Source organism: Paraburkholderia guartelaensis (genome assembly GCF_004353905.1).
Lineage (GTDB): Bacteria > Pseudomonadota > Gammaproteobacteria > Burkholderiales > Burkholderiaceae > Paraburkholderia > Paraburkholderia guartelaensis.
Map to the genome: position 1 here is coordinate 176489 of NZ_SMOD01000004.1, position 20711 is coordinate 197199.

General features: G+C 64.1%; 14 protein-coding genes and 1 tRNA gene. 6 read left to right on the top strand and 9 right to left on the bottom strand.

From position 1 onward, the window contains the following. Positions 1-59: 59 nt before the first annotated feature. From E1N52_RS07125 to pbpG, 3 genes are all read right to left on the bottom strand, one after another. On the bottom strand, positions 60-584 hold the full coding sequence (locus E1N52_RS07125; RefSeq protein WP_133181461.1) for a helix-turn-helix transcriptional regulator: 525 nt from the start codon (positions 582-584) through the stop codon (positions 60-62). A gap of 3 nt (positions 585-587) precedes the next feature. Continuing rightward, positions 588-875: a hypothetical protein gene (locus E1N52_RS44805; RefSeq protein WP_133181691.1), complete on the bottom strand. Its 288-nt coding sequence runs from the start codon at positions 873-875 to the stop codon at positions 588-590. Positions 876-1116: 241 nt separating this feature from the next. Beyond that, complete coding sequence (gene pbpG, locus E1N52_RS07135) at positions 1117-2301, bottom strand: D-alanyl-D-alanine endopeptidase (RefSeq protein WP_133181462.1); 1185 nt, start codon at positions 2299-2301, stop codon at positions 1117-1119. A gap of 714 nt (positions 2302-3015) precedes the next feature. Between pbpG and E1N52_RS07140 the strand changes: the two genes are divergently transcribed. Then, positions 3016-3588, top strand: a complete 573-nt coding sequence (locus E1N52_RS07140) for a phasin family protein (RefSeq protein WP_133181464.1) — start codon at positions 3016-3018, stop codon at positions 3586-3588. Between the two features lie 230 nt (positions 3589-3818). Here the strand turns inward: E1N52_RS07140 and lpdA are convergent, their stop codons facing one another. The 3 genes from lpdA to aceE form a co-directional block, all read right to left on the bottom strand. Then, on the bottom strand, positions 3819-5588 hold the full coding sequence (gene lpdA / locus E1N52_RS07145) for a dihydrolipoyl dehydrogenase (protein WP_133181466.1): 1770 nt from the start codon (positions 5586-5588) through the stop codon (positions 3819-3821). A 95-nt stretch (positions 5589-5683) separates the two neighbouring features. Beyond that, positions 5684-7354, bottom strand: a complete 1671-nt coding sequence (gene aceF, locus E1N52_RS07150; RefSeq protein WP_133181467.1) for a dihydrolipoyllysine-residue acetyltransferase — start codon at positions 7352-7354, stop codon at positions 5684-5686. Between the two features lie 78 nt (positions 7355-7432). Beyond that, positions 7433-10129: a pyruvate dehydrogenase (acetyl-transferring), homodimeric type gene (aceE, locus tag E1N52_RS07155; protein WP_133181469.1), complete on the bottom strand. Its 2697-nt coding sequence runs from the start codon at positions 10127-10129 to the stop codon at positions 7433-7435. Between the two features lie 295 nt (positions 10130-10424). Here aceE and fixL point away from each other — a divergent pair, with 295 nt between their 5' ends. The 4 genes from fixL to E1N52_RS07175 all read left to right on the top strand — a co-directional run bounded on the left by fixL (position 10425) and on the right by E1N52_RS07175 (position 17008). Beyond that, a complete protein-coding gene (gene fixL / locus E1N52_RS07160; RefSeq protein ID WP_133181471.1) occupies positions 10425-12938 on the top strand; it encodes an oxygen sensor histidine kinase FixL in 2514 nt (837 codons plus the stop codon). After that, positions 12935-13582, top strand: a complete 648-nt coding sequence (fixJ, locus tag E1N52_RS07165) for an oxygen response regulator transcription factor FixJ (RefSeq protein WP_042264842.1) — start codon at positions 12935-12937, stop codon at positions 13580-13582. Before fixL ends, fixJ begins: the two co-directional genes overlap by 4 nt. 225 nt (positions 13583-13807) lie before the next feature. Further along, a complete protein-coding gene (folD, locus tag E1N52_RS07170) occupies positions 13808-14662 on the top strand; it encodes a bifunctional methylenetetrahydrofolate dehydrogenase/methenyltetrahydrofolate cyclohydrolase FolD (RefSeq protein WP_133181473.1) in 855 nt (284 codons plus the stop codon). A 246-nt stretch (positions 14663-14908) separates the two neighbouring features. Continuing rightward, the gene (locus E1N52_RS07175; protein ID WP_133181475.1) at positions 14909-17008 is read left to right on the top strand and encodes a M3 family metallopeptidase; all 2100 of its coding nucleotides are present in this window, start codon (positions 14909-14911) and stop codon (positions 17006-17008) included. 83 nt (positions 17009-17091) lie between these two features. Here the strand turns inward: E1N52_RS07175 and E1N52_RS07180 are convergent, their stop codons facing one another. Together E1N52_RS07180 and dinB are read right to left on the bottom strand one after the other, a co-directional pair. Further along, positions 17092-18378 carry an amidohydrolase family protein gene (locus E1N52_RS07180; protein ID WP_133181477.1) on the bottom strand — a complete coding sequence of 429 codons (1287 nt, stop codon included), beginning with the start codon at positions 18376-18378 and terminating at the stop codon, positions 17092-17094. Between the two features lie 113 nt (positions 18379-18491). After that, positions 18492-19688, bottom strand: coding sequence for a DNA polymerase IV (dinB, locus tag E1N52_RS07185; protein ID WP_133181479.1), 1197 nt, complete (start codon positions 19686-19688; stop codon positions 18492-18494). A 141-nt stretch (positions 19689-19829) separates the two neighbouring features. Between dinB and E1N52_RS07190 the strand changes: the two genes are divergently transcribed. Next, on the top strand, positions 19830-20537 hold the full coding sequence (locus E1N52_RS07190) for an aspartate/glutamate racemase family protein (protein WP_133181481.1): 708 nt from the start codon (positions 19830-19832) through the stop codon (positions 20535-20537). Between the two features lie 95 nt (positions 20538-20632). Here E1N52_RS07190 and E1N52_RS07195 read toward each other — a convergent pair. Continuing rightward, positions 20633-20709 (bottom strand) — tRNA-Met (locus E1N52_RS07195). Positions 20710-20711 lie beyond the last annotated feature (2 nt).

Sequence of the window (20711 nt, forward strand, 5' to 3'; positions counted from 1 at the left end):
AAGCTGAATCGAGAAGAGCGGAGGCGTGGCCTCCGCTTTTTTTTGGCTCGCCGTCGGCCTCACGCAACCACTTCACCGAGCTTCCGGTTCAGCTTCGTATCGAGGTGGCGCGCCTCTTTCGCCAGATTCACCTGCTTTGCCGTTTGCGCCGTTTCCAGCAGCGCCGAGTCGATGCTGTATGCGTCGCGCCCCGCCAGCCAGGCCAGGATGTCGCTCAGATGCCAAAGCGACGAATTGCCCTCGTGCACGGGCTGAGGAAATTCCGCTGCGTGCCCGAGCATCAGCTTGCGCATGTTCTGGCGGGACATGCCGGTCAGGTCGGCGGCATCGGTCAAGCCGACAAAGTCCGGTGCGGCTTCCACGAGGCGCGCGGTAGGCACCGCCTGCTTGACGTCCTGCAGCGCCGAGTAGATTGCCGACCATGCGCTCGCGCTCTCGCGCGAGAACGTCAGCGCGATGCGACCGGGCAACCCCACACCGATCGTCGCGTCGTCGCAGCCTGCAACGGCGAGGCGCTCCACGAGATCTTCGTGATCGCTGTCTTCGGTTGCCAGTTGGTACTTGAGAGTGAACAGGTAATTCATGAGCTACTCCGGCGCTTCGGCGGCCGCACACGCAGTTGCCGCGTTGATACGATGTGTCGTGCAATTGTCGACCACGCGTTTGAGCACATAGGCGTGATTGCCCGCATTACGCGGCGTGCTCCAGATGCTCGTGATGCAGAATTCCCCGCAACGACAGGCAGCATCGTTGTATGGGCAGTACATTCGTCCCCACGCGTGCCGATTGCCCTTACCTGGTTGAACTAACCAACCTCGTTTCTCCGCATGAACAAGCACGGCTTCGATCTCTTTTTTCGGGTGCGATCGCCTCATCGACAAACTCAGTGTATGAATCGTTAGGATGATTGTCAATTGACAACCATCAAAGCCTGGCATTGCCGCGCCTTGAAGTCAGGCGAGATTGGACGCCAGGTCACGTTTGTCTGAGCAATGTTGCCGATCAACCAAACGACGAGATAGTCCGCCGATCGTCATAGAACGAACGGCGCGCGACAGAAAGCAAAACGCCCCGCAGTTGCGGGGCGTTTGTCGGGTGAATCCGAAGAGGCGGAGATCAGGTACCAGCGCCGCCTGCATCGGCGCTCGTAATGCGCGGCTGCTGGTCGGCGCCGCCATTGTCGAGCCACGTGCGCACGCGCGTTGCATCCGCGAAGCGCGAGTACTTGCCGCTCGAATCGAGCAACACCATGATCACCGGACGATTGTGAATCGTCGTCTGCATGACGAGGCACTCACCCGCTTCGTTGATGAAGCCCGTCTTCTGCAAACCGATGTCCCACGACGCATTGCGGACCAGCGCATTCGTGCTGTTGTAGGCGAGATTGCGCTTGCCCGTGAACACGTCGTAGCTGCGGTCGGTCGAGAACTGGCGAATCATCGGGTACTGGTAAGCCGCGTTCACCATCTTCACGAGGTCACGCGCCGTCGAGACGTTGTGGCTCGTGAGCCCCGTGGAATTCTCGAAGTGCGTATCGGTCATGCCGAGTTGCTTCGCCTTCGCGTTCATCGCCGCGATGAACGCCGGACGGCCGCCCGGGTAATAGCGCGAGAGCGCCGCCGCCGCGCGGTTTTCCGACGCCATCAGCGCGATGTGCAGCATGTCCTCGCGCGAAAGCACCGAACCCACCGAAAGACGCGAGCCCGTGTTCTTCTCGTAGTCGCGGTCTTCGTCCGTGACTTCGATCTGTTCCGAGAGCGATTCCTTCGAGTCGAGCACGACCATCGCGGTCATGAGCTTCGAGATCGAGGCGATCGGCACGACGGCGCGCGAGTTCTTGTCGAACAGCGGCTCGAGCGTGTTCTGGTCGACCACGTACGCCACGCCCGAACGCAGCATCAGCGAGTCGGGCGTCTCATGCAGACCGAACGCCTGACCGACGGTCGGCTGGCGCGGTTCGAACGCGACACGGCGCACCGCCGAATGATGGCGGCCGTTCATCGTGTAACTGACGCGGCGTTTCTTGGCCACCGGACGCGCATCGTCGTCTTTTGCGGCGACGGTACGGGTTGCGCCCGCCTTCTTGGTGGCCTTTGCCGTTTCCGGCTCAGCCTTCGCAACCTTCTTGGTGGCTTTTTTCACCTTGGCCGTTTTGGCCGGTGCAGCGTCTTGCGACGCAGCAAAGGCGCCCTCAGGCGCCACGAGCGTCGCACTGATCGCAACGGAAATAGCAACCGACAATGCGGTGCTGATAACCGACGACGGCATCAGTGAGAACGACAGGAGCTTGTCGGATTTCATTGGTGTTCTTGATGGAGCGGCGGGATCGTTCGCCAAGTGTAGTAAAACCACGAAAAATTCGCAAATTGAAGCACTTATAGGCGCTCATTAAACCGAAGTATGACCTCCGATTGAGCTTGCCAATGCACTTCCCGCATTCGATGGAGTCAGACAATTGCCAAGCCACTCCTCTCGCCGCGACGCCGCTCACTGATAACGTTTGCGGCACACGCAAAATGCGCTTGCTGCGTTAACGGCGTTCGTCGTAGGAACTTGAACTGAGGAAAAAACGGGTGAGATTTGTCTGACCACCAGTGCCGCCGTGCCGCGCGACGCGCGTTCGACCGCAATGGATCATTAACGTTCCATGTAGGAATTCGGTGGACGCACCCAGGTGAAATCCCATAGACACGTTCATGCGATCCATGCCGCATCTTGCCAGAAGCGGCGTCTGCGCGCTTGCCCCGCCCTGCTCGCCGCCTCGCCAATTCGCCGCGAGCCCTACGCAGCGGGGCATTGGCGCGGTTGTCGCAGCTGCGACATGCGCGAAGCATAAGTGTTTGTTTAATAATAAATTATCGACATTGTGCGACGCACCAAAAGACCTTGACTTTCTTCTGGAGCATCCTAAAATCGAGTCAATGTTGCGACGCACAACGCGAGCGACAGAGCACCAGCGCCGTGCCACTTACTTCAGGCGACCCACGAAGGCCGCCGACATACAGGAGCGTAAACATGAGTCTGCTGACCCCTGAGCAATTCGCCGCTGCCCAGAAAGCCAACTTCGAAACCCTGTTCGGCCTCACCAACAAGGCATTCGAAGGCGTGGAAAAGCTCGTCGAATTGAACCTTCAGGCCGTCCGCTCGAATCTGGCGGAATCGCAGGAACACGCCCAGCGCGCACTGTCGGTGAAGGACGCGCAGGAATTCCTGGCCCTGCAAACGAGCTATGCCCAGCCGCTGACCGAAAAGCTGCTGTCGTATGGCCGTCATGTGTATGAAATCGCCTCGGCCACCCAGGCTGAGTTCGCGAAGGTTGCCGAAGCCCACTACGAAGAGCAGAACCGCAAGGTTCAATCGCTCGTCGACAACGTCGCGAAGAATGCGCCGGCTGGCTCGGAAACCGCGGTTGCCGTGATCAAGTCGGCCATCAACGCCGCGAACACGACCTACGAAACGGTTCACAAGGCCACGAAGCAAGCCGTGGAAATGGCGGAAAGCAACTTCAACGCCGCGACCGCTGCTGCGAGCAAGGCTGCCGCCCAGGCATCGCGCTCGGCTGCCGCTTCGGCCAAGAAGACTGTCTAACGTTGTCGATTGAACCGGTGCGTGCGCTGAAGCAGCGGCGCACCGGGCGCCGGGTCTGAACGCTCCGGCATGCCGCCCGGCATGTCACTTGCCCGGTCGCCGACCGGGAATCTTTTTTACGCTCCGGCGCCTCTCGTAGCACATACCGCAGAACCCAAAAGCAAACGGCGCACCCCTCGCGGAGTGCGCCGTTTCTTCATGCGCGCCGCAACGAGCGGCGCGGCACGAACTTACTTCTTCTTCTGCGGCGGCAGATCGGTACAGACGCCTTCGTACAGCTCGGCGGCCATGCCGATCGACTCGCCCAGCGTCGGGTGCGGGTGAATCGTCTTGCCGATGTCGGTCGCATCCGCGCCCATTTCCACCGCGAGGCAGACTTCGCTGATGAGGTCGCCCGCATTCAGGCCGACGATACCGCCGCCGATCACGCGATGCGTCTCTTCGTCGAAGATCAGCTTCGTGAAGCCTTCATCGCGGCCGTTGGCGATCGCGCGGCCCGACGCGGCCCACGGGAACACCGCCTTGCCGTACTTGATGCCTTCGGCCTTGCACTGGTCTTCGGTCTTGCCGGCCCACGCCACTTCCGGATCGGTGTAGGCCACCGAAGGAATCTGCAGCGCGTCGAAGTAAGCCTTCTCGCCGTGCGCCGCTTCAGCCGCCACGTGGCCTTCATGCACGGCCTTGTGCGCGAGCATCGGCTGGCCGACCACGTCGCCGATCGCGAAGATGTGCGGCACGTTGGTGCGCATCTGCTTGTCGACTTCGATGAAGCCGCGATCCGTCACCGCCACGCCGGCCTTGTCCGCGCCGATCTTCTTGCCGTTGGGCGAGCGGCCCACGGCGACCAGTACGAGGTCGTAGCGCTGCGGCTCGGCCGGCGCCTTCTCGCCCTCGAACGACACGTAGATGCCGTCGTCCTTCGCCTCGGCCTTCGTCGTCTTGGTCTTGAGCATGACGTTCGCGAAGCGCTTCGCGTTGTACTTCTCCCAGACCTTCACGAGATCGCGGTCCGCGCCGGCCATCAGGCCGTCGAGCATTTCCACGACCTCGATCTGCGCGCCGAGCGTCGCGTAGACGGTAGCCATTTCCAGACCGATGATGCCGCCGCCGATCACAAGCATCTTCTGCGGAATCTGACGCAGTTCCAACGCGCCGGTCGAATCGACCACGCGCGGATCTTCCGGCATGAACGGCAACTTCACGGCCTGCGAGCCCGCAGCGATGATCGCCTGCTTGAACTTGACGATCTTCTTGCCGTTCTCGCCCACCACTTCCATATGGTTCGGATCGAGGAACGCGCCCACGCCCGTCACGACTTCGACCTTGCGCGCCTTCGCCATGCCGGCGAGGCCGCCCGTGAGCTTCTTGACGACGCCCGACTTGAAGTCGCGCAACTTGTCGAGATCGATCTGCGGCTTGCCGAACGTGATGCCGTGCGAGCCGAGCGCTTCGGCTTCGTCGATCACGAGCGCCGTGTGCAGCAGCGCCTTCGAAGGAATGCAGCCCACGTTCAGGCACACGCCGCCGAGCGTCGAATAACGCTCGACCAGCACGGTCTTCATGCCGAGGTCGGCGGAGCGGAACGCCGCCGAGTAGCCGCCGGGGCCCGCGCCGAGCACGAGCATGTCGCATTCGACATCGGCGCTGCCGCTGAAGCTGCCGGCTTGCGGTGCCGGCGCTGCTGCCTTGGGTGCTTCAGCCGCCTTCGGTGCTTCGGCAGCCTTGGGCGCTTCAGCCTTCGGAGCCGGCGCAGCCGCAGCTTCCGACGCTTCGACCAGCGCGATCACCGTGCCCTGCGAAGCCTTGTCGCCGGCCTTGATTTTCACTTCCTTGACGGTGCCCGCGACGTCGCTGGGCACTTCCATCGTGGCCTTGTCCGATTCGAGCGAGAGCAGCGTCTGCTCCTTCTCGATGACATCGCCCGCCTTGATATTGACTTCGATGACGTCGATGTCCTTGAAGTCGCCGATATCCGGCACTTTCACTTCGACGAGACTCATGGTGTCCCCTACCCCTAAAGGATGACCGGCCGCGCCTGCCGCAGCGCGCACGTCGTGGACGTGCGGCGCGGCGGCGCGAGCCGGTCAGATCGGTTTTACAGAATCACGCGGCGGAAATCGCCGAGGATCGAAGCGAGGTACGCGTTGAAGCGCGCGGCAGCTGCACCGTCGATCACGCGGTGATCGTACGAGAGCGACAGCGGCAGCGTGAGGCGCGGCACGAACTGCTTGCCGTCCCACACCGGCTTCATCGCGCTCTTCGACAGGCCGAGGATCGCCACTTCCGGTGCGTTGATGATCGGCGTGAAATGCGTGCCGCCGATGCCGCCGAGCGACGAGATCGAGAAGCAGCCGCCTTGCATCTGGTCCGGCTTGAGCTTGCCTTCGCGTGCGAGCTTCGACAGATCGGCCATTTCCTTCGCGATGTCGACGAGACCCTTCTTGTCCGCGTCGCGGATCACCGGGACGACGAGGCCGTTCGGCGTGTCGGCGGCAAAACCGATGTGGTAGTACTGCTTGAAGACGAGGTTGTCGCCGTCGAGGCTCGCATTGAACGCCGGGAACTTCTTGAGCGCCGCGACGCAGGCCTTGATGACGAACGCGAGCATCGTGAACTTCACGCCCGCCTTCTCGTTTTCCTTGTTCAGCTGAACGCGCAGCGCTTCGAGGTCGGTGATGTCCGCTTCGTCGTTGTTCGTGACGTGCGGGATCATGACCCAGTTGCGGTGCAGGTTCGCGCCGGAGATCTTCTTGATGCGCGACAGCGGCTGCGTGTCGATCGGGCCGAACTTCGTGAAGTCGACCTTCGGCCACGGCAGCAGGTTCAGGCCCGCGCCGCCGGCAGCCGGTGCGGCTGCTGCGCCGGCCGGCGCTGCGAGCGCACCCGTCATCACGCCCTTCACGAACGCGGTGACGTCGTCCTGGGTGATGCGGCCCTTCGGACCCGTACCCGACACGCGGGCAACGTCCACGCCGAGTTCGCGCGCAAACTTGCGCACGGACGGCGATGCATGGCTCGGACGGCGCGTGCCGCCTTCGCCTGCCGGAATGATCGGGGCTTGCGCGAGTGCCGAAGGCGCTGCGGCGGCGGCCTTGGCCGGCGCTTGCTGGGGCGCGTCCGACGGCTCTTCGACGTGCTTCGCAGCCGGTGCGGCGGCGGGAGCCGCGGCGCCTTCTGCTTCGACGACGACGATCTCGGTGCCTTCCGACACGTTATCGCCGACCTTGACCAGGATTGCCTTGACGACGCCGGCCACGGGGCTCGGCACGTCCATGGTCGCCTTGTCCGATTCGAGCGTGACGAGCGACTGCTCCTTCTCGACGCGGTCACCGACCTTCACGCCGATCTCGATGACCGGCACATCCTTGTAGTCGCCGATGTCGGGGACCTTGACCGACTGCACGCCGCCGCTCGCGGCGGGCGCTGCAGCGGGGGCCGGCGCAGCCGCTTGCGCGGGCGCGGCGGCAGGAGCGGCCTTCTCCGCCTTCGCGGCGGGCGCGGGAGCAGCGGGCGCAGCAGCTGCGCCGGCGCCGTCCAGCACCAGCACGAGCGAGCCTTCCGACACGTTGTCGCCGACCTTGACCTTCACTTCCTTGACCGTGCCCGACGCCGGGCTCGGCACGTCCATGGTCGCCTTGTCCGACTCGAGCGTGACGAGGGACTGCTCTTTTTCGACGGTATCGCCCGCCTTCACCAGCACCTCGATCACAGGAATGTCCTTGTAATCGCCGATGTCCGGCACCTTGACTTCGATCGCTTGACTCATTGTTAGTGTCTCCGGGGCCGCATACGACACGCCTCCCCGCTTCGGGGAGGCGCACATGCCATGCACAGGGGTGATGGGTTAGACGGTCATCGGGTTGGGTTTGGACGGATCGAGGTTGTACTTGGCGATCGCCTCGCCAACCACCTTGCGCTCGATCTTGCCTTCGTCTGCGAGCGCATTGAGCGCCGCAACCGTGGTCCAGTAACGATCGACTTCGAAGAAGTGACGCAGCTTCTCACGCGTGTCCGAACGGCCGAAGCCGTCGGTGCCGAGCACCACGAACTTGCGCGGCACCAGACCGCGGATCTGGTCGACCAGCGCACGGACGTAGTCGGTCGAAGCGATGATCGGACCTTGCGTGTCCTTGAGCAGCTTCTCGACGTGCGATTCGCGGCGCGGCTCGCTCGGGTGCAGCAGGTTCCAGCGCTCGACTTCGTGGCCTTCGCGGGCGAGTTCGGTGAAGCTCGGCACGCTCCAGAGGTCGGCTTCGACGCCCCAGTCGTTCTTCAGCAGGTCGGCGGCAGCGATCACTTCGTTGAAGATCGTGCCCGCGCCCATCAGCTGAACACGCGGCGCCTTGGCGTTCGCGTCGGCCTTCCTGAACGAATACATGCCCTTGATGATGTCGGCCGCCACGCTCTCGCCCTGCGGAATCGCCGGGTGCTCGTAGTTCTCGTTCATCACCGTGACGTAATAGAACACGTCTTCCTGGTCCTGCACCATGCGGCGCAGACCGTCTTGCATGATGACCGCGAGTTCATAGCCGAACGTCGGGTCGTAGCTCACGCAGTTCGGCACCGAAGCCGCCCACAGGAGCGAGTGGCCGTCTTCGTGCTGCAGACCTTCGCCGTTGAGCGTCGTGCGGCCCGCCGTGCCGCCCAGCAGGAAGCCGCGCGAACGCATGTCGCCAGCGGCCCATGCCAGGTCGCCGATACGCTGGAAGCCGAACATCGAGTAGAAGATGTAGAACGGGATCATGATCTCGCCGTGCGTCGAGTATGACGTCGCAGCTGCGATCCAGTCCGACATGCCGCCGGCTTCGTTGATGCCTTCCTGCAGGATCTGACCGGTTTCCGATTCCTTGTAGAACATCAGCTGATCGGAATCTTCCGGCACGTACTTCTGGCCTTGCTGATTCCAGATACCGATCTGGCGGAACAGGCCTTCCATACCGAAGGTACGCGACTCGTCCGGCACGATCGGCACGACGCGCTTGCCGAGCGCCTTGTCCTTCAGCAGGATGTTCAGGATCCGCACGAACGCCATCGTCGTGGAGATCTCACGGCCTTCGCCCGTGCCCTTGAGCAGCGGCTCGAATGCGTCGAGCGCCGGCACCGGCAGCGACTCGGCCTTCTGGCGGCGAGCCGGGAGGTAACCGCCGAGGTCCATGCGCTTCTGGCGCATGTACTCGAGTTCCTTCGAGCCTTCCTCGAACGTGAGGTACGGCACGTCGACGATCTGCTCGTCCGTGATCGGCAGACGGAACTGGTCGCGGAACTTCTTGAGCTGATCCACCTGCATCTTCTTCTGCTGGTGGGTGATGTTCATGGCCTGGCCGGCTTCGCCCATGCCGTAGCCCTTGATCGTCTTCGCGAGGATGACGGTCGGCTGGCCCTTCGAGTTCGAAGCTTCGTGGAACGCCGCGTAGATCTTGTGCGGGTCGTGGCCGCCGCGGTTCAGGTTCCAGATGTCGTCGTCGGACCAGTCGGCGACCAGCGCCTTCAGTTCCGGCGTGTTGAAGAAGTGCTCGCGCACGAACGCGCCCGACTCCGACTTGTACGTCTGGTACTCGCCGTCGACCACTTCCATCATGCGGCGCATCAGCGCGCCCGACTTGTCGCGTGCGAAGAGCGCGTCCCAGCGGCTGCCCCAGATGACCTTGACGACGTTCCAGCCGGCGCCGCGGAACTCGCTTTCGAGTTCCTGGATGATCTTGCCGTTACCGCGTACCGGGCCGTCGAGGCGCTGCAGGTTGCAGTTGATGACGAACACGAGGTTGTCCAGACGCTCGCGGCCGGCCATGCCGATCGCGCCGAGCGATTCCGGCTCGTCCGTTTCGCCGTCGCCGAGGAAGGCCCAGACCTTGCGGCCGTCGGTCTTGGCGATGCCGCGCGCCTGCAGGTACTTCATGAAGCGCGCCTGGTAGATCGCCATGATCGGGCCGAGACCCATCGAGACGGTCGGGAACTGCCAGAAGTCCGGCATGAGCCACGGGTGCGGGTACGACGAGATGCCCTCGCCGCCCACTTCCTGGCGGAAGTTGTCGAGCTGCTTTTCGGTCAGGCGGCCGAGCAGGAACGCGCGCGAGTAGACGCCCGGCGACGAGTGGCCCTGCACGAACACGAGGTCGCCGCCATGCTCAGCCGAGGGCGCGCGCCAGAAGTGGTTGTAGCCGACGTCATAGAGCGTGGCCGCCGATGCGAACGAAGCGATGTGGCCGCCGACGTTCGTGTGCTTGCCCGCGCGCAGCACCATGGCCATGGCGTTCCAGCGCGTGTACGAGCGGATGCGGTGTTCGATGTCCTGGTCGCCCGGGTTCTTGGCCTGGTTGGCGACGGGGATCGTGTTGATGTACGGCGTGTTCGCCGAGAACGGCAGATGCTCGCCGTGCACACGGGCGAATTCGATCTGCTTTTCGATCAGGTAGTGGGCGCGATCAGGACCGACAGTCGAAATGACGCCGTCCAGCGCTTCGAGCCATTCGGCGGTTTCCTGGGGATCCTCGTCCTTGTCGGCGGCAACGTACTTGAGGACTTCGTCGGGTACAGCGGACATGCTCGTCTCCTGGATGTAGGGGAACGCTGTTGATCGGATCATGCGGGCGGCGACGCTTAAGACGTGACCGGGCCAACCGCAGCAGCTTCGGGGCGATTGTAATGACCCCCCTGGCTATCGCGCAACAAAATTTTCGAATTGCGAGATGCGATTTTATAATGCGAAAAATTGCTGCAGCGCACGCTTAATCGTTCGCGCCCCTGAGCCGATAACGGCCAGTTTGCACCCGTTTATCGGCGATTTACGGCTTTTTTCGCGGCATTTCCGTGTCTTACGCTGAGCTACAATCCTTGCCATGTTGACCGAACGGCTTTTCGCACGCTCGGCGCGGCCGCCCGGAACGCCCGGCGAGTCGTCGCCATCTCGCTGGCACCACGGACCCTGGTGGTCGAATTCCTATTTGCTGACGCCGCTCCTGTCGATCCTCGTGTTCCTGATCGTCATGAGCCTGATCTTGTGGAGCCTGAACCGCCGCGAGCAACAGCAGCAGGAAGACACGCTCTACCGCAACGTCGCATGGGCCCAGCAGCAAATCCGGCTTTCCATGACAGGCGCGCAGGAGCAGCTGCAGGCGCTCGCTCGCGACCTCGCCGCGGGCCACAGCGATCCGCAGTATTTCCAGACGTCCACCACGGACATCATGCAGGGCCATCCGGAGATCCTCTATCTCAACTGGTACACGAGCCAGGAGGAGCCGCGCTGGCCCAACACGGCGATGCCGGTATTCGGCCAGCGTCTGGCGAAGCCCAACGACTCGCAAATGGACGAGGCCGTGAAGGCCGCTTTCGCCGAGGCGCGCGCCACGCGCCGCCAGGTGTATTCGCCGCTTATTTACGACGACGTCGGTAACGGCTACATCACGCTGCAAACGCCGGTATACCGCGATCGTGAATTTCTTGGGTCGATCGCGGCCGTGTTCTCGGTCGAAGGCATCCTGAAGCACGACATCCCGCCCGAGCTCTCGGCCAAGTACAAGATTTCGATTCTCGACGCGAACAACCGCGAGCTCGCCACCACCTCGACGCGTCCGCGCCTGCCGCGCGACGTCTACTACGATCTGCCGCTCGACCCGCCTGGCCAGGGCGTTTCGGTACGCGTGTATTCGTATCCGCAGATGACCAACTTCACGAACAACACGCTCGTGTGGCTGGTCGCGGGGCTGTCGTGCTTCGTGCTGTGGAGCCTCTGGAGCCTCTGGAAGCACACGCGCCAACGCTTCGAGGCGCAGCAGGCGCTCTACGCGGAGGCGTTCTTCCGCCGCGCGATGGAAAACTCGGTGCTGATCGGCATGCGCGTGCTCGACATGCACGGCCGCATCACGCACGTGAACCCGGCGTTCTGCCGCATGACCGGCTGGGACGAAAGCGACCTCGTGGGCAAGAACGCACCGTTCCCCTACTGGCCGCGCGACGCGTACCCCGAAATGCAGCGCCAGCTCGACATGACGCTGCGCGGCAAGGCGCCCTCCTCGGGGTTCGAACTGCGCGTGCGCCGCAAGGACGGCTCGCAGTTCCACGCGCGGCTCTATGTCTCGCCGCTCATCGACAGCTCGGGCCGCCAGACCGGCTGGATGTCGTCGATGACCGACATCACGGAGCCCAAGCGCGCACGCGAAGAACTCGCCGCCGCGCACGAGCGCTTCACCACCGTGCTCGAAAGCCTCGACGCCGCCGTCTCGGTGCTCGCCGCCGACGAAGCCGAACTGTTGTTTGCGAACCGGTACTACCGCCACCTCTTCGGCATCCGCCCGGACGGCCATCTGGAACTCGCGGGCGGCGGCGGCTTCGATTCGGCCAGCGCCTCTTCGGACTCGATCGACATGGTCGACGCCTTCGCCGGCCTGCCCGCCACCGCGCTCACCGAGAGCACGGCGGACGCGCAGGAGGTCTACGTCGAGAGCATCCAGAAGTGGTTCGAAGTGCGACGCCAGTACATCCAGTGGGTGGACGGCCATCTGGCGCAGATGCAGATCGCGACCGACATCACCACGCGCAAGCAGGCGCAGGAGCTGGCCCGCCAGCAGGACGAGAAGCTCCAGTTCACGAGCCGCCTGATGACGATGGGCGAAATGGCCTCGTCGCTCGCGCACGAACTGAACCAGCCGCTCGCCGCAATCAACAACTATGCCTCGGGCACCGTCGCGCTCGTGAAGTCGGGCCGTGCCGCGCCCGACAACCTGCTGCCCGTGCTCGAAAAAACGGCGCAGCAAGCCGTGCGCGCGGGCATGATCATCAAGCGCATCCGCGAGTTCGTGAAGCGCTCCGAACCGAAGCGCCAGGCCACGCGCGTAGCCGACATCGTCGCCGACGCAGTGGGCCTCGCCGAGATCGAAGCGCGCAAGCGCCGCATCCGCATCGTGACCGACATGCGCTCGCGCATGCCCGTGATCTACGTCGATCCGGTGCTGATCGAACAGGTGCTCGTCAATCTCTTGAAGAACGCCGCGGAAGCCATGGCCGAAGCGCGCCCGAATGCGATCGACCCGGTGATCCGCGTGATCGTGAAGCGCGAAGGCGGCAACGTCTGCATCAGCGTGGTCGATCAGGGCCCCGGCGTCGACGAAGCCACGGCCGAGCGCCTCTTCGAACCCTTCTACAGCACCAAGTCGGACGGCATGGGCATGGGCCTGAACATCTGCCGCTCCATTATCGAATCGCACCGCGGGCGTCTCTGGGTGGTCAACAACGTCGAATCCGACGGCCACATCAGCGGCGCAACGTTCCATTGCAGTCTGCCTATCGGCGAATCGGACACCCCCTCGCGGAACACCGACGAACCGACTCCACAAACCGTTACGGGAGAGCCATGAACAGCCCAGTCACCACCCAGGAAACTGTCTTTGTTGTCGATGACGACGAGGCCGTACGAGATTCCCTGCGTTGGCTCCTCGAAGCGAACGGCTACCGCGTCCAGTGTTTCAATAGCGCGGAGGAGTTCCTCGAGGCGTACCAGCCGGCGCAACAAGCCGGGCAGATCGCCTGCATGATTCTGGACGTGCGCATGCAAGGCATGAGCGGCCTCGAACTGCAGGAACGTCTGATCGCCGAAAACGCCTCGCTGCCGATCATCTTCGTGACGGGCCACGGCGACGTGCCGATGGCTGTCTCGACCATGAAGAAGGGCGCGATGGACTTCATCGAGAAGCCCTTCGACGAAGCCGAACTGCGCAAGCTCGTGGAGCGCATGCTCGACAAGGCGCGCAACGAAAGCACCAACGTGCAGCAACAGCGTGCGGCCGCTGAACGCCTCGGCAAGCTCACGGCGCGCGAGCACCAGGTCCTCGAACGCATCATCGCGGGCCGCCTGAACAAGCAGATCGCCGACGACCTCGGGATCAGCATCAAGACGGTGGAGGCGCACCGCGCCAACATCATGGAGAAGCTCAACGTCAACACGGTCGCCGACCTGCTGCGTCTCGCGCTCTCCAACAAGCCGCAACAAGCGCAGCAGTAAGCGCGTCTTTCTCCGGCAGCATCCGCGTGCACAACGGCGCGCGAATGCTGCCGGCGGCGTCTCGCCGCAATTCTCCCCCTCCTCCATCGTCCGCTCAGGCCGGAGCACGCCCGCCGCGCGGGTATAATGTCGGCCTTCGAATGGCGCCCGCCCCACGCGCGCCAGCGCTCGCGTCCAAACGAGCCCGAACGAGCCCGCATTGCCCACTCTCGACCCCGACCGACCATGACTGCCACTATCATCGACGGCAACGCCCTCTCCAAGAAACTGCGCGCGCAAGTCGCCACGCGCGCCGCCGCCCTCACCGCCCGCGGCCATCAGCCGGGACTCGCCGTCGTGCTGGTCGGCGACAATCCGGCGAGCGAAGTCTACGTGCGCAACAAGGTCAAGGCCTGCGAAGACAACGGCCTCTACTCGTCGTACGACCGCTATCCCGAGTCGCTTTCCGAAGCCGACCTGCTCAAGCGCATCGACGAACTGAACCGCGACCCGAAGATCAACGGCATTCTCGTGCAGCTGCCGCTGCCCAAGCACATCGACAGCCACAAGGTGATCGAGGCCATCGCGCCCGAGAAGGACGTGGACGGCTTTCACGTCGCCAACGCAGGCGCGCTCATGACGGGCCAGCCGCTCTTTCGCCCGTGCACGCCCTATGGCGTGATGAAGATGTTCGAGGAATACAAGATCCCGCTCGAAGGCGCGAACGCTGTGGTGATCGGCCGCTCGAACATCGTCGGCAAGCCGATGGCGCTCCTGCTGCTCGAAAAGGGTGCGACGGTCACGATCTGCCACAGCAAGACGCGCGACCTCGCGAAGCACACTCGCGACGCCGATATCGTGGTCGCCGCGGTAGGCAAGCGCAACGTGCTGACCGCCGACATGGTCAAGCCCGGCGCGACCGTGATCGACGTGGGCATGAACCGCGACGACAACGGCAAGCTCTGCGGCGACGTCGATTTCGCGGGCCTGAAGGACGTGGCCGGCTTCATTACGCCGGTGCCGGGCGGCGTCGGCCCGATGACCATCACGATGCTCCTCGTAAACACGATCGAAGCCGCGGAGCGCGCGGCAGGCGCGTAAGCAACGCGCGACGGCGCGCCACAGCATGACGTTCCCGAAGCGGCCCACCACGGGCCGCTTTCTTTTTGCGGCGGCGCCCGCCTGAACGAGCGCAGCCGCGAATGCGGCACCGGCCCCCGACATCTGTTAATTTGCTCGGATAACCCGGTTGGAAAGCGCGCTTGGCGCCCCAATACTCTGGCTATCGGACGCGCGCATGCCGCGCCCCGGTCCCCTAACCCGCGACAGACAGGAACAGGAAGCATCATGGCTACTACCCCCTCCGACAATCCGCTCCTCGACTTCACCGGACTGCCGCGCTTTGGCGAAATCCGCCCCGAACACGTGACGCCGGCGCTCGACGTCCTGCTCGCGAACGCGAAGGCCGCAGTCGAGCGCGCCGCGCAACCCATGACGCCCTCGCAGTGGAGCGACGTGGTCGAGCCGGTCGAGCGCGCCAGCGAGCCGCTTTCGCGCGCCTGGGGCGTGGTCGGCCACCTGAACGCCGTCGCCGACACGCCGGAGCTGCGCGCCGCCCACGGCGAGAACCTGCCGCGCGTGACGGAATTCTGGTCAAGCGTCGGACAGAATCTCGAGCTTTTCAAGAAGTACAAGGCCATCACGAATCACAACTCGTTCGAGCTGCTCTCGGGCGAGCGCAAGAAGATCCTCGACAACTCGCTGCGCGACTTCCGCCTCTCCGGGGCGGAACTGCCCGAAGACCAGAAGCCGCGCTTCGCCGAACTGCAGGAGCGCCAGGCCGCGCTCGCCAAAGCCTTTTCCGATCACGTGCTCGACGCGACCAATGGCTACGCGTTCTACGCCACGACTGAAGCCGATCTCGCGGGCCTGCCCGAGGACGTGATCGCCGCCGCGCGCGAAGCCGCCGAGCGCGAAAACAAGGAAGGCTGGAAGTTCACGCTGCACTTCCCCTCGTACTTCCCGGTGCTGCAGTACTCGGAAAACCGCGCGATGCGCGAGACGATGTACCGCGCCTATGTCACGCGCGCATCCGAACTTGGCCCGGTCTACGGCGCCGGCAAAGCCGAATGGGACAACACGGCGATCATCGAGGAGCAACTGAAGCTGCGCGCCGAAGAAGCGAAGATGCTCGGCTACAACAACTTCGCCGAAGTCTCGCTCACGCCGAAGATGGCGGAAACGCCGGCTCAGGTGATGAGCTTCCTCGAAGACCTCGCCACGCGCGCGCGTCCTCACGCCGAAAAGGACTGGGAAGAACTGCGCGAATTCGCTGCGACGGAACTGGGCCTCACGCAGATTGAGCCGTGGGACATGGCGTTCGCCGCCGAGCGTCTGCGCCAGAAGCGCTACTCGTTCTCGGAGAACGAGGTGAAGCAGTACTTCCCGGAAGACTTCGTGCTGCAGGGCCTCTTCAAGGTCACGGAAACGCTGTTCGGCGTGCGCATCCGCCCGGATACCGCGCCGGTATGGAATCCCGATGTGCGCTTCTTCCGCGTCGAAAACGCGGACGGCACGCTCGTCGCGCAGTTCTATCTCGACCTCTACGCACGCGAAGGCAAGCGCGGCGGCGCATGGATGGACGACGCCCGCTCGCGCCGCAAGCTCGAAGGCAATGACGTGCAAACGCCCGTCGCGTACCTCACGTGCAACTTCTCGGCACCGGTGGGCGGCCGCCCCGCATGCTTCACGCACGACGAAGTCATTACGCTCTTCCACGAGTTCGGCCACGGCCTGCACCACATGCTCACGCGTGTGGACGAACTGGGCGTGTCGGGCATCAACGGCGTGGAGTGGGATGCCGTCGAGCTGCCCTCGCAGTTCATGGAAAACTTCTGCTGGGAATGGGACGTGGTGCGCGAAATGAGCTCGCACGTCGAAACCGCCAAGCCGCTGCCGCGCGAACTCTTCGACAAGATGCTCGCCGCGAAGAACTTCCAGAGCGGTCTCGGCACGCTGCGCCAGATCGTGTTCTCGATGTTCGACATGGCGCTGCACGTGGACTTCGACGCTTCGAAGGGCAAAAGCGCGAACGACCTGGCACGCGAGATCAACGAGCGCTACCACGTCATTCCGCAGGCGCCGTTCTCGCGCTGGCCGAATACGTTCAGCCACATCTTCGCGGGCGGCTACGCGGCCGGCTACTACAGCTACAAATGGGCCGAAGTGCTTTCCGCCGATGCCTATGCAGCCTTCGAAGAAGCCGCGCAAGCCGCGAAGTCGAGCGTGCTCGACGAAGCGACCGGCACGCGCTACCGCAAGGAAATTCTGGAAGTGGGCGGCAGCCGCCCAGCGATGGAGTCGTTCAAGGCCTTCCGCGGCCGCGAGCCGAACATCGACGCACTGCTGCGCCACAACGGCATGGAGCAGCCGCCGGCACAGCAGTGACGGCGTGATTTACTCGTAAGCGATCCGAACTAAAACCGCGCATGGGTGTGCAACCCATGCGCGGTTTTTTATTGCCCCGCGTTTTATCGATACAGCTTGAAATCGACGCTTTGCGGTCGTCCTTCGAGCGCAAGCGCCGCGCGTTGCGCGGGTTGCCGGCTCACCACCCTGCCCCGGCTCACGACCGCGAGCCGCGCCGCGCGCAGCCGGATCGCCTCGATGGAATCGCGTGCGTCGAGCACCACGAGGTTCGCCGCGCAACCGGGCGCCACGCCGTAGCCTTCGAGGCCGAGGATCGTCGCGGCATTCGCGGTCACCGCGTCGAAGCAGGCGCGCGAGGCCTCGGTGCCCGTCATTTGCGCGACATGCAGGCCCATATGCGCCACTTCGAGCATGTCGCCCGATCCGAAGCTGTACCACGGGTCCATCACGCAGTCGTGGCCGAACGCGACGGTCACGCCTGCCGCCATCAACTCAGGCACGCGCGTCATGCCGCGGCGCTTCGGGTAGGTATCGGCGCGTCCTTGCAGCGTGATGTTGATGAGCGGATTCGCAATCGCCGCGACACCCGACTCGCGCATCAGCGGAATCAGCTTGCTCACATAGTAGTTGTCCATCGAATGCATCGACGTGAGATGCGAGCCGGCCACGCGCCCATGCATGCCTAGCCGGTGCGTTTGCGCCGCGAGCGTTTCGATGTGGCGCGAGAGCGGGTCGTCGGATTCATCGCAATGCATGTCCACGCGCAGGCCCTTTTCGGCGGCGAACTCGCAGAGCAGACGCACCGATTCGGCGCCGTCGGCCATCGTGCGCTCGAAGTGGGGAATGCCGCCCACCACGTCCACGCCCATCGCGATCGCGCGCTTGAGATTGTCGAACGCACCGGGGCTGCGCAACACGCCATCCTGCGGAAACGCCACGAGCTGGAGATCGAGATACGGCGCGACACGGCGCTTCACTTCGAGCAGCGCCTCGACCTCTAGCAGCCGTGCGTCGCACACATCGACGTGAGAGCGGATCGCGAGAAGCCCGCGCGCGACGGCCCAGTCGCAGTACTGCAGCGCGCGCTCGACGAGCGCCTCCTGCGTGAGATGCGGCTTGAGCTCGCCCCACAGCGCGATGCCCTCCAGCAGCGTGCCCGACGCGTTCACGCGCGGCAGGCCATACGAGAGCGTGGCGTCCATGTGGAAATGCGCATCGACGAACGGCGCGCTCACGAGCGCGCCCGCGGCATCGATCTCCTCGCTCGCCGCCGTTGCGAGATGCGGCTCCACCGCGGTAATGCGCCCGCCCTCGATGCCGATATCCACGGTGGGATACCCAGCGGGATGCGCATGCGCGAGCACCGCGCGGCGAATGATCAGGTCCATCTGCGACTCCTTGTTCTGGCGTGGCGGCGTGGCGCTTTCGTTTTGACTCGCGTCGATTCTATCGGCGCCAGAATCACGCCGCCAGCGGCGTGGCCCGCCTCCACGCGAAGGCGTCAGACGAGCGCGACCAGTCCGTCATCTTCCGCGGGATCGTCGTCGAAGAGCGCGAACTGCCCGCGCAACGCCGGATTCTCCTCTTCGAGCCGCACGCCCACGCCGAGCAGCCGCACCGCCAGCTTGCGCCGCGCGAGCCCTTTTTCGAGCATCAGCAGGAGGGTACGCACATCGGCGGCATCGGCCACGCACTCGACCGTCGTACGCTGAAAGTCGGCGAAGCGGATCTTCACGAAGAGCTTGCGCACCGCGTGCGCGCAACCCGCGCGTTCGATGCGCGCATCGAGCTGCACCGCAAGACGCTTCAGTTCCTCGCTGCACGCTTCGAGCGTGAGCAGATCGTTCAGGTAGGTCGTCTCGACGCTCACCGACTTGCGCTCCTGATCGGCGCGCACGGGCCGGTCGTCCATGCCGCGCGCGAGTTCGTAGAGCCGCTTGCCGAACACGCCGAAATGCCGATGCAGATCGAACAGCGACCACGTGCGCAATTGCGCACACGTGGTCAGCCCGAGGTTTTCGAGCTTCGCCGCCGTGACCTTGCCTACGCCGTGAATCTTGCGCACGGGCAGCGCGGCGACGAAGGCATCGACTTCAAGCGGACGCACGACGAAGAGGCCATCGGGCTTGTTCCAGTCGGAGGCGATCTTGGCGATGAACTTGTTCGGCGCCACGCCGGCCGATACCGTCACGCCAACGGTTTCGCGCACGCGCGCGCGAATTTCCTCGGCGATCAGCGTGGCGCTGCCCTTGCAGCGCGAGGCGCGCGTGACGTCGAGATAGGCCTCGTCGAGCGAAAGCGGTTCGACGTCGGGCGTGTAATCGCGGTAGATCGCCATGATCTCGCGCGAAGCGGTGCGGTACTTCTCCATCGCCGAGGGCAGGATCAGCAGTTCGGGACACTTGCGCATGGCGAGCGCCGACGACATAGCCGAATGAATGCCGAAGCGCCGCGCCTCGTAGTTGCAGGTGGCGATCACGCCGCGCTGGTCGGGCCGGCCGCCCACGGCGAGCGGACGGCCGCGCAGTGAGGGGTCGTCGCGCATTTCGACCGACGCATAGAAGCAGTCGCAGTCGCAATGGATGATCTTGCGAGCGGCGGCGGCAAGTGCGGCGGCGGAGCGCCCCGGGTCGGGCGCAGGCGGCGGCGCGAGGTCGGAAGAAGGCGCGTTCACGGTCCTGATACTGTACAAAAACACAGTACTATTTTCAAGACAAGTGTCCGCGCCCTTTATCGGCTCCCGTACCGCTTCGGATCGGCCAGACCGTCTCTGGACTGCTGGTTGCGCGGGCCTATACTCGTGCGGACTGAACCGTCCAAGAGAGTGAGGAACGAATCGATGAAAACGATCGGTGTGATTGGGGGGATGAGCTGGGAATCGTCGGCCGAGTATTACCGGCTGCTGAACCGCCACGCGAAGGCGCGTCTGGGCGGCCATCACAACGCGCGCAGCCTGATGGTGACCGTGGACTTCGCGCTGGTCGAAGCGCTCCAGCGCGCGGGCGACTGGGACGCGCTAGGCGTGCAGATGGCCGAGGCCGCGCAACAACTCGAACGCGGGGGCGCCGATATCGTGCTGCTCGCGACGAACACGATGCACCGCGTGCGCGCGGCGATCGAGGCGACGATCTCGATCCCCTTCCTGCATATCGCGGACCCGACCGGCCAGGCGTTGCGCGCCGCGGGCTTCACGCGCGCAGGCCTGCTCGGCACGCGCTACACGATGGAGCAGGACTTCTACGTGGGACGATTGCGCGAGGCGCATGGCATCGAAGCGATCGTGCCGAACGAACACGATCGCGCGGAAGTGCACCGGATCATCTACGACGAGCTATGTCACGGCAACGTGAATGGAGAGTCGCGGCGCGTGTATCAGCGCGTGATCGAAGACCTCGCGGCACGCGGTGCGCAGGCGGTCATTCTCGGCTGCACGGAAATCACGCTGCTAATCGGACAAAACGATTCGGCACTGCCCGTGTTCGACACCACCGCGTTGCACGCGCAGGCTGCAGTGGATTGGGCGATTGGAAGCGAGGCCGGCGCCTAGCGATGGCGCTCGTTGCAGCTTCGGGCTGCAGAAAACAAAAAACCCGCTGATAGCGGGTTCATTGATTGGCACGAGGCCTTGCTGCTTAAGACGTTTGGTTGCGGGGGTAGGATTTGAACCTACGACCTTCGGGTTATGAGCCCGACGAGCTGCCAGACTGCTCCACCCCGCGTC

Bases quoted from the DNA above. Each gene is read 5' to 3' on its own strand.
- E1N52_RS07125 (WP_133181461.1), bottom strand. From the start codon at position 584: ATGAATTACCTGTTCACTCTCAAGTACCAACTGGCAACCGAAGACAGC.
- E1N52_RS44805 (WP_133181691.1), bottom strand. From the start codon at position 875: ATGAGGCGATCGCACCCGAAAAAAGAGATCGAAGCCGTGCTTGTTCAT.
- pbpG (WP_133181462.1), bottom strand. From the start codon at position 2,301: ATGAAATCCGACAAGCTCCTGTCGTTCTCACTGATGCCGTCGTCGGTT.
- E1N52_RS07140 (WP_133181464.1), top strand. From the start codon at position 3,016: ATGAGTCTGCTGACCCCTGAGCAATTCGCCGCTGCCCAGAAAGCCAAC.
- lpdA (WP_133181466.1), bottom strand. From the start codon at position 5,588: ATGAGTCTCGTCGAAGTGAAAGTGCCGGATATCGGCGACTTCAAGGAC.
- aceF (WP_133181467.1), bottom strand. From the start codon at position 7,354: ATGAGTCAAGCGATCGAAGTCAAGGTGCCGGACATCGGCGATTACAAG.
- aceE (WP_133181469.1), bottom strand. From the start codon at position 10,129: ATGTCCGCTGTACCCGACGAAGTCCTCAAGTACGTTGCCGCCGACAAG.
- fixL (WP_133181471.1), top strand. From the start codon at position 10,425: ATGTTGACCGAACGGCTTTTCGCACGCTCGGCGCGGCCGCCCGGAACG.
- fixJ (WP_042264842.1), top strand. From the start codon at position 12,935: ATGAACAGCCCAGTCACCACCCAGGAAACTGTCTTTGTTGTCGATGAC.
- folD (WP_133181473.1), top strand. From the start codon at position 13,808: ATGACTGCCACTATCATCGACGGCAACGCCCTCTCCAAGAAACTGCGC.
- E1N52_RS07175 (WP_133181475.1), top strand. From the start codon at position 14,909: ATGGCTACTACCCCCTCCGACAATCCGCTCCTCGACTTCACCGGACTG.
- E1N52_RS07180 (WP_133181477.1), bottom strand. From the start codon at position 18,378: ATGGACCTGATCATTCGCCGCGCGGTGCTCGCGCATGCGCATCCCGCT.
- E1N52_RS07190 (WP_133181481.1), top strand. From the start codon at position 19,830: ATGAAAACGATCGGTGTGATTGGGGGGATGAGCTGGGAATCGTCGGCC.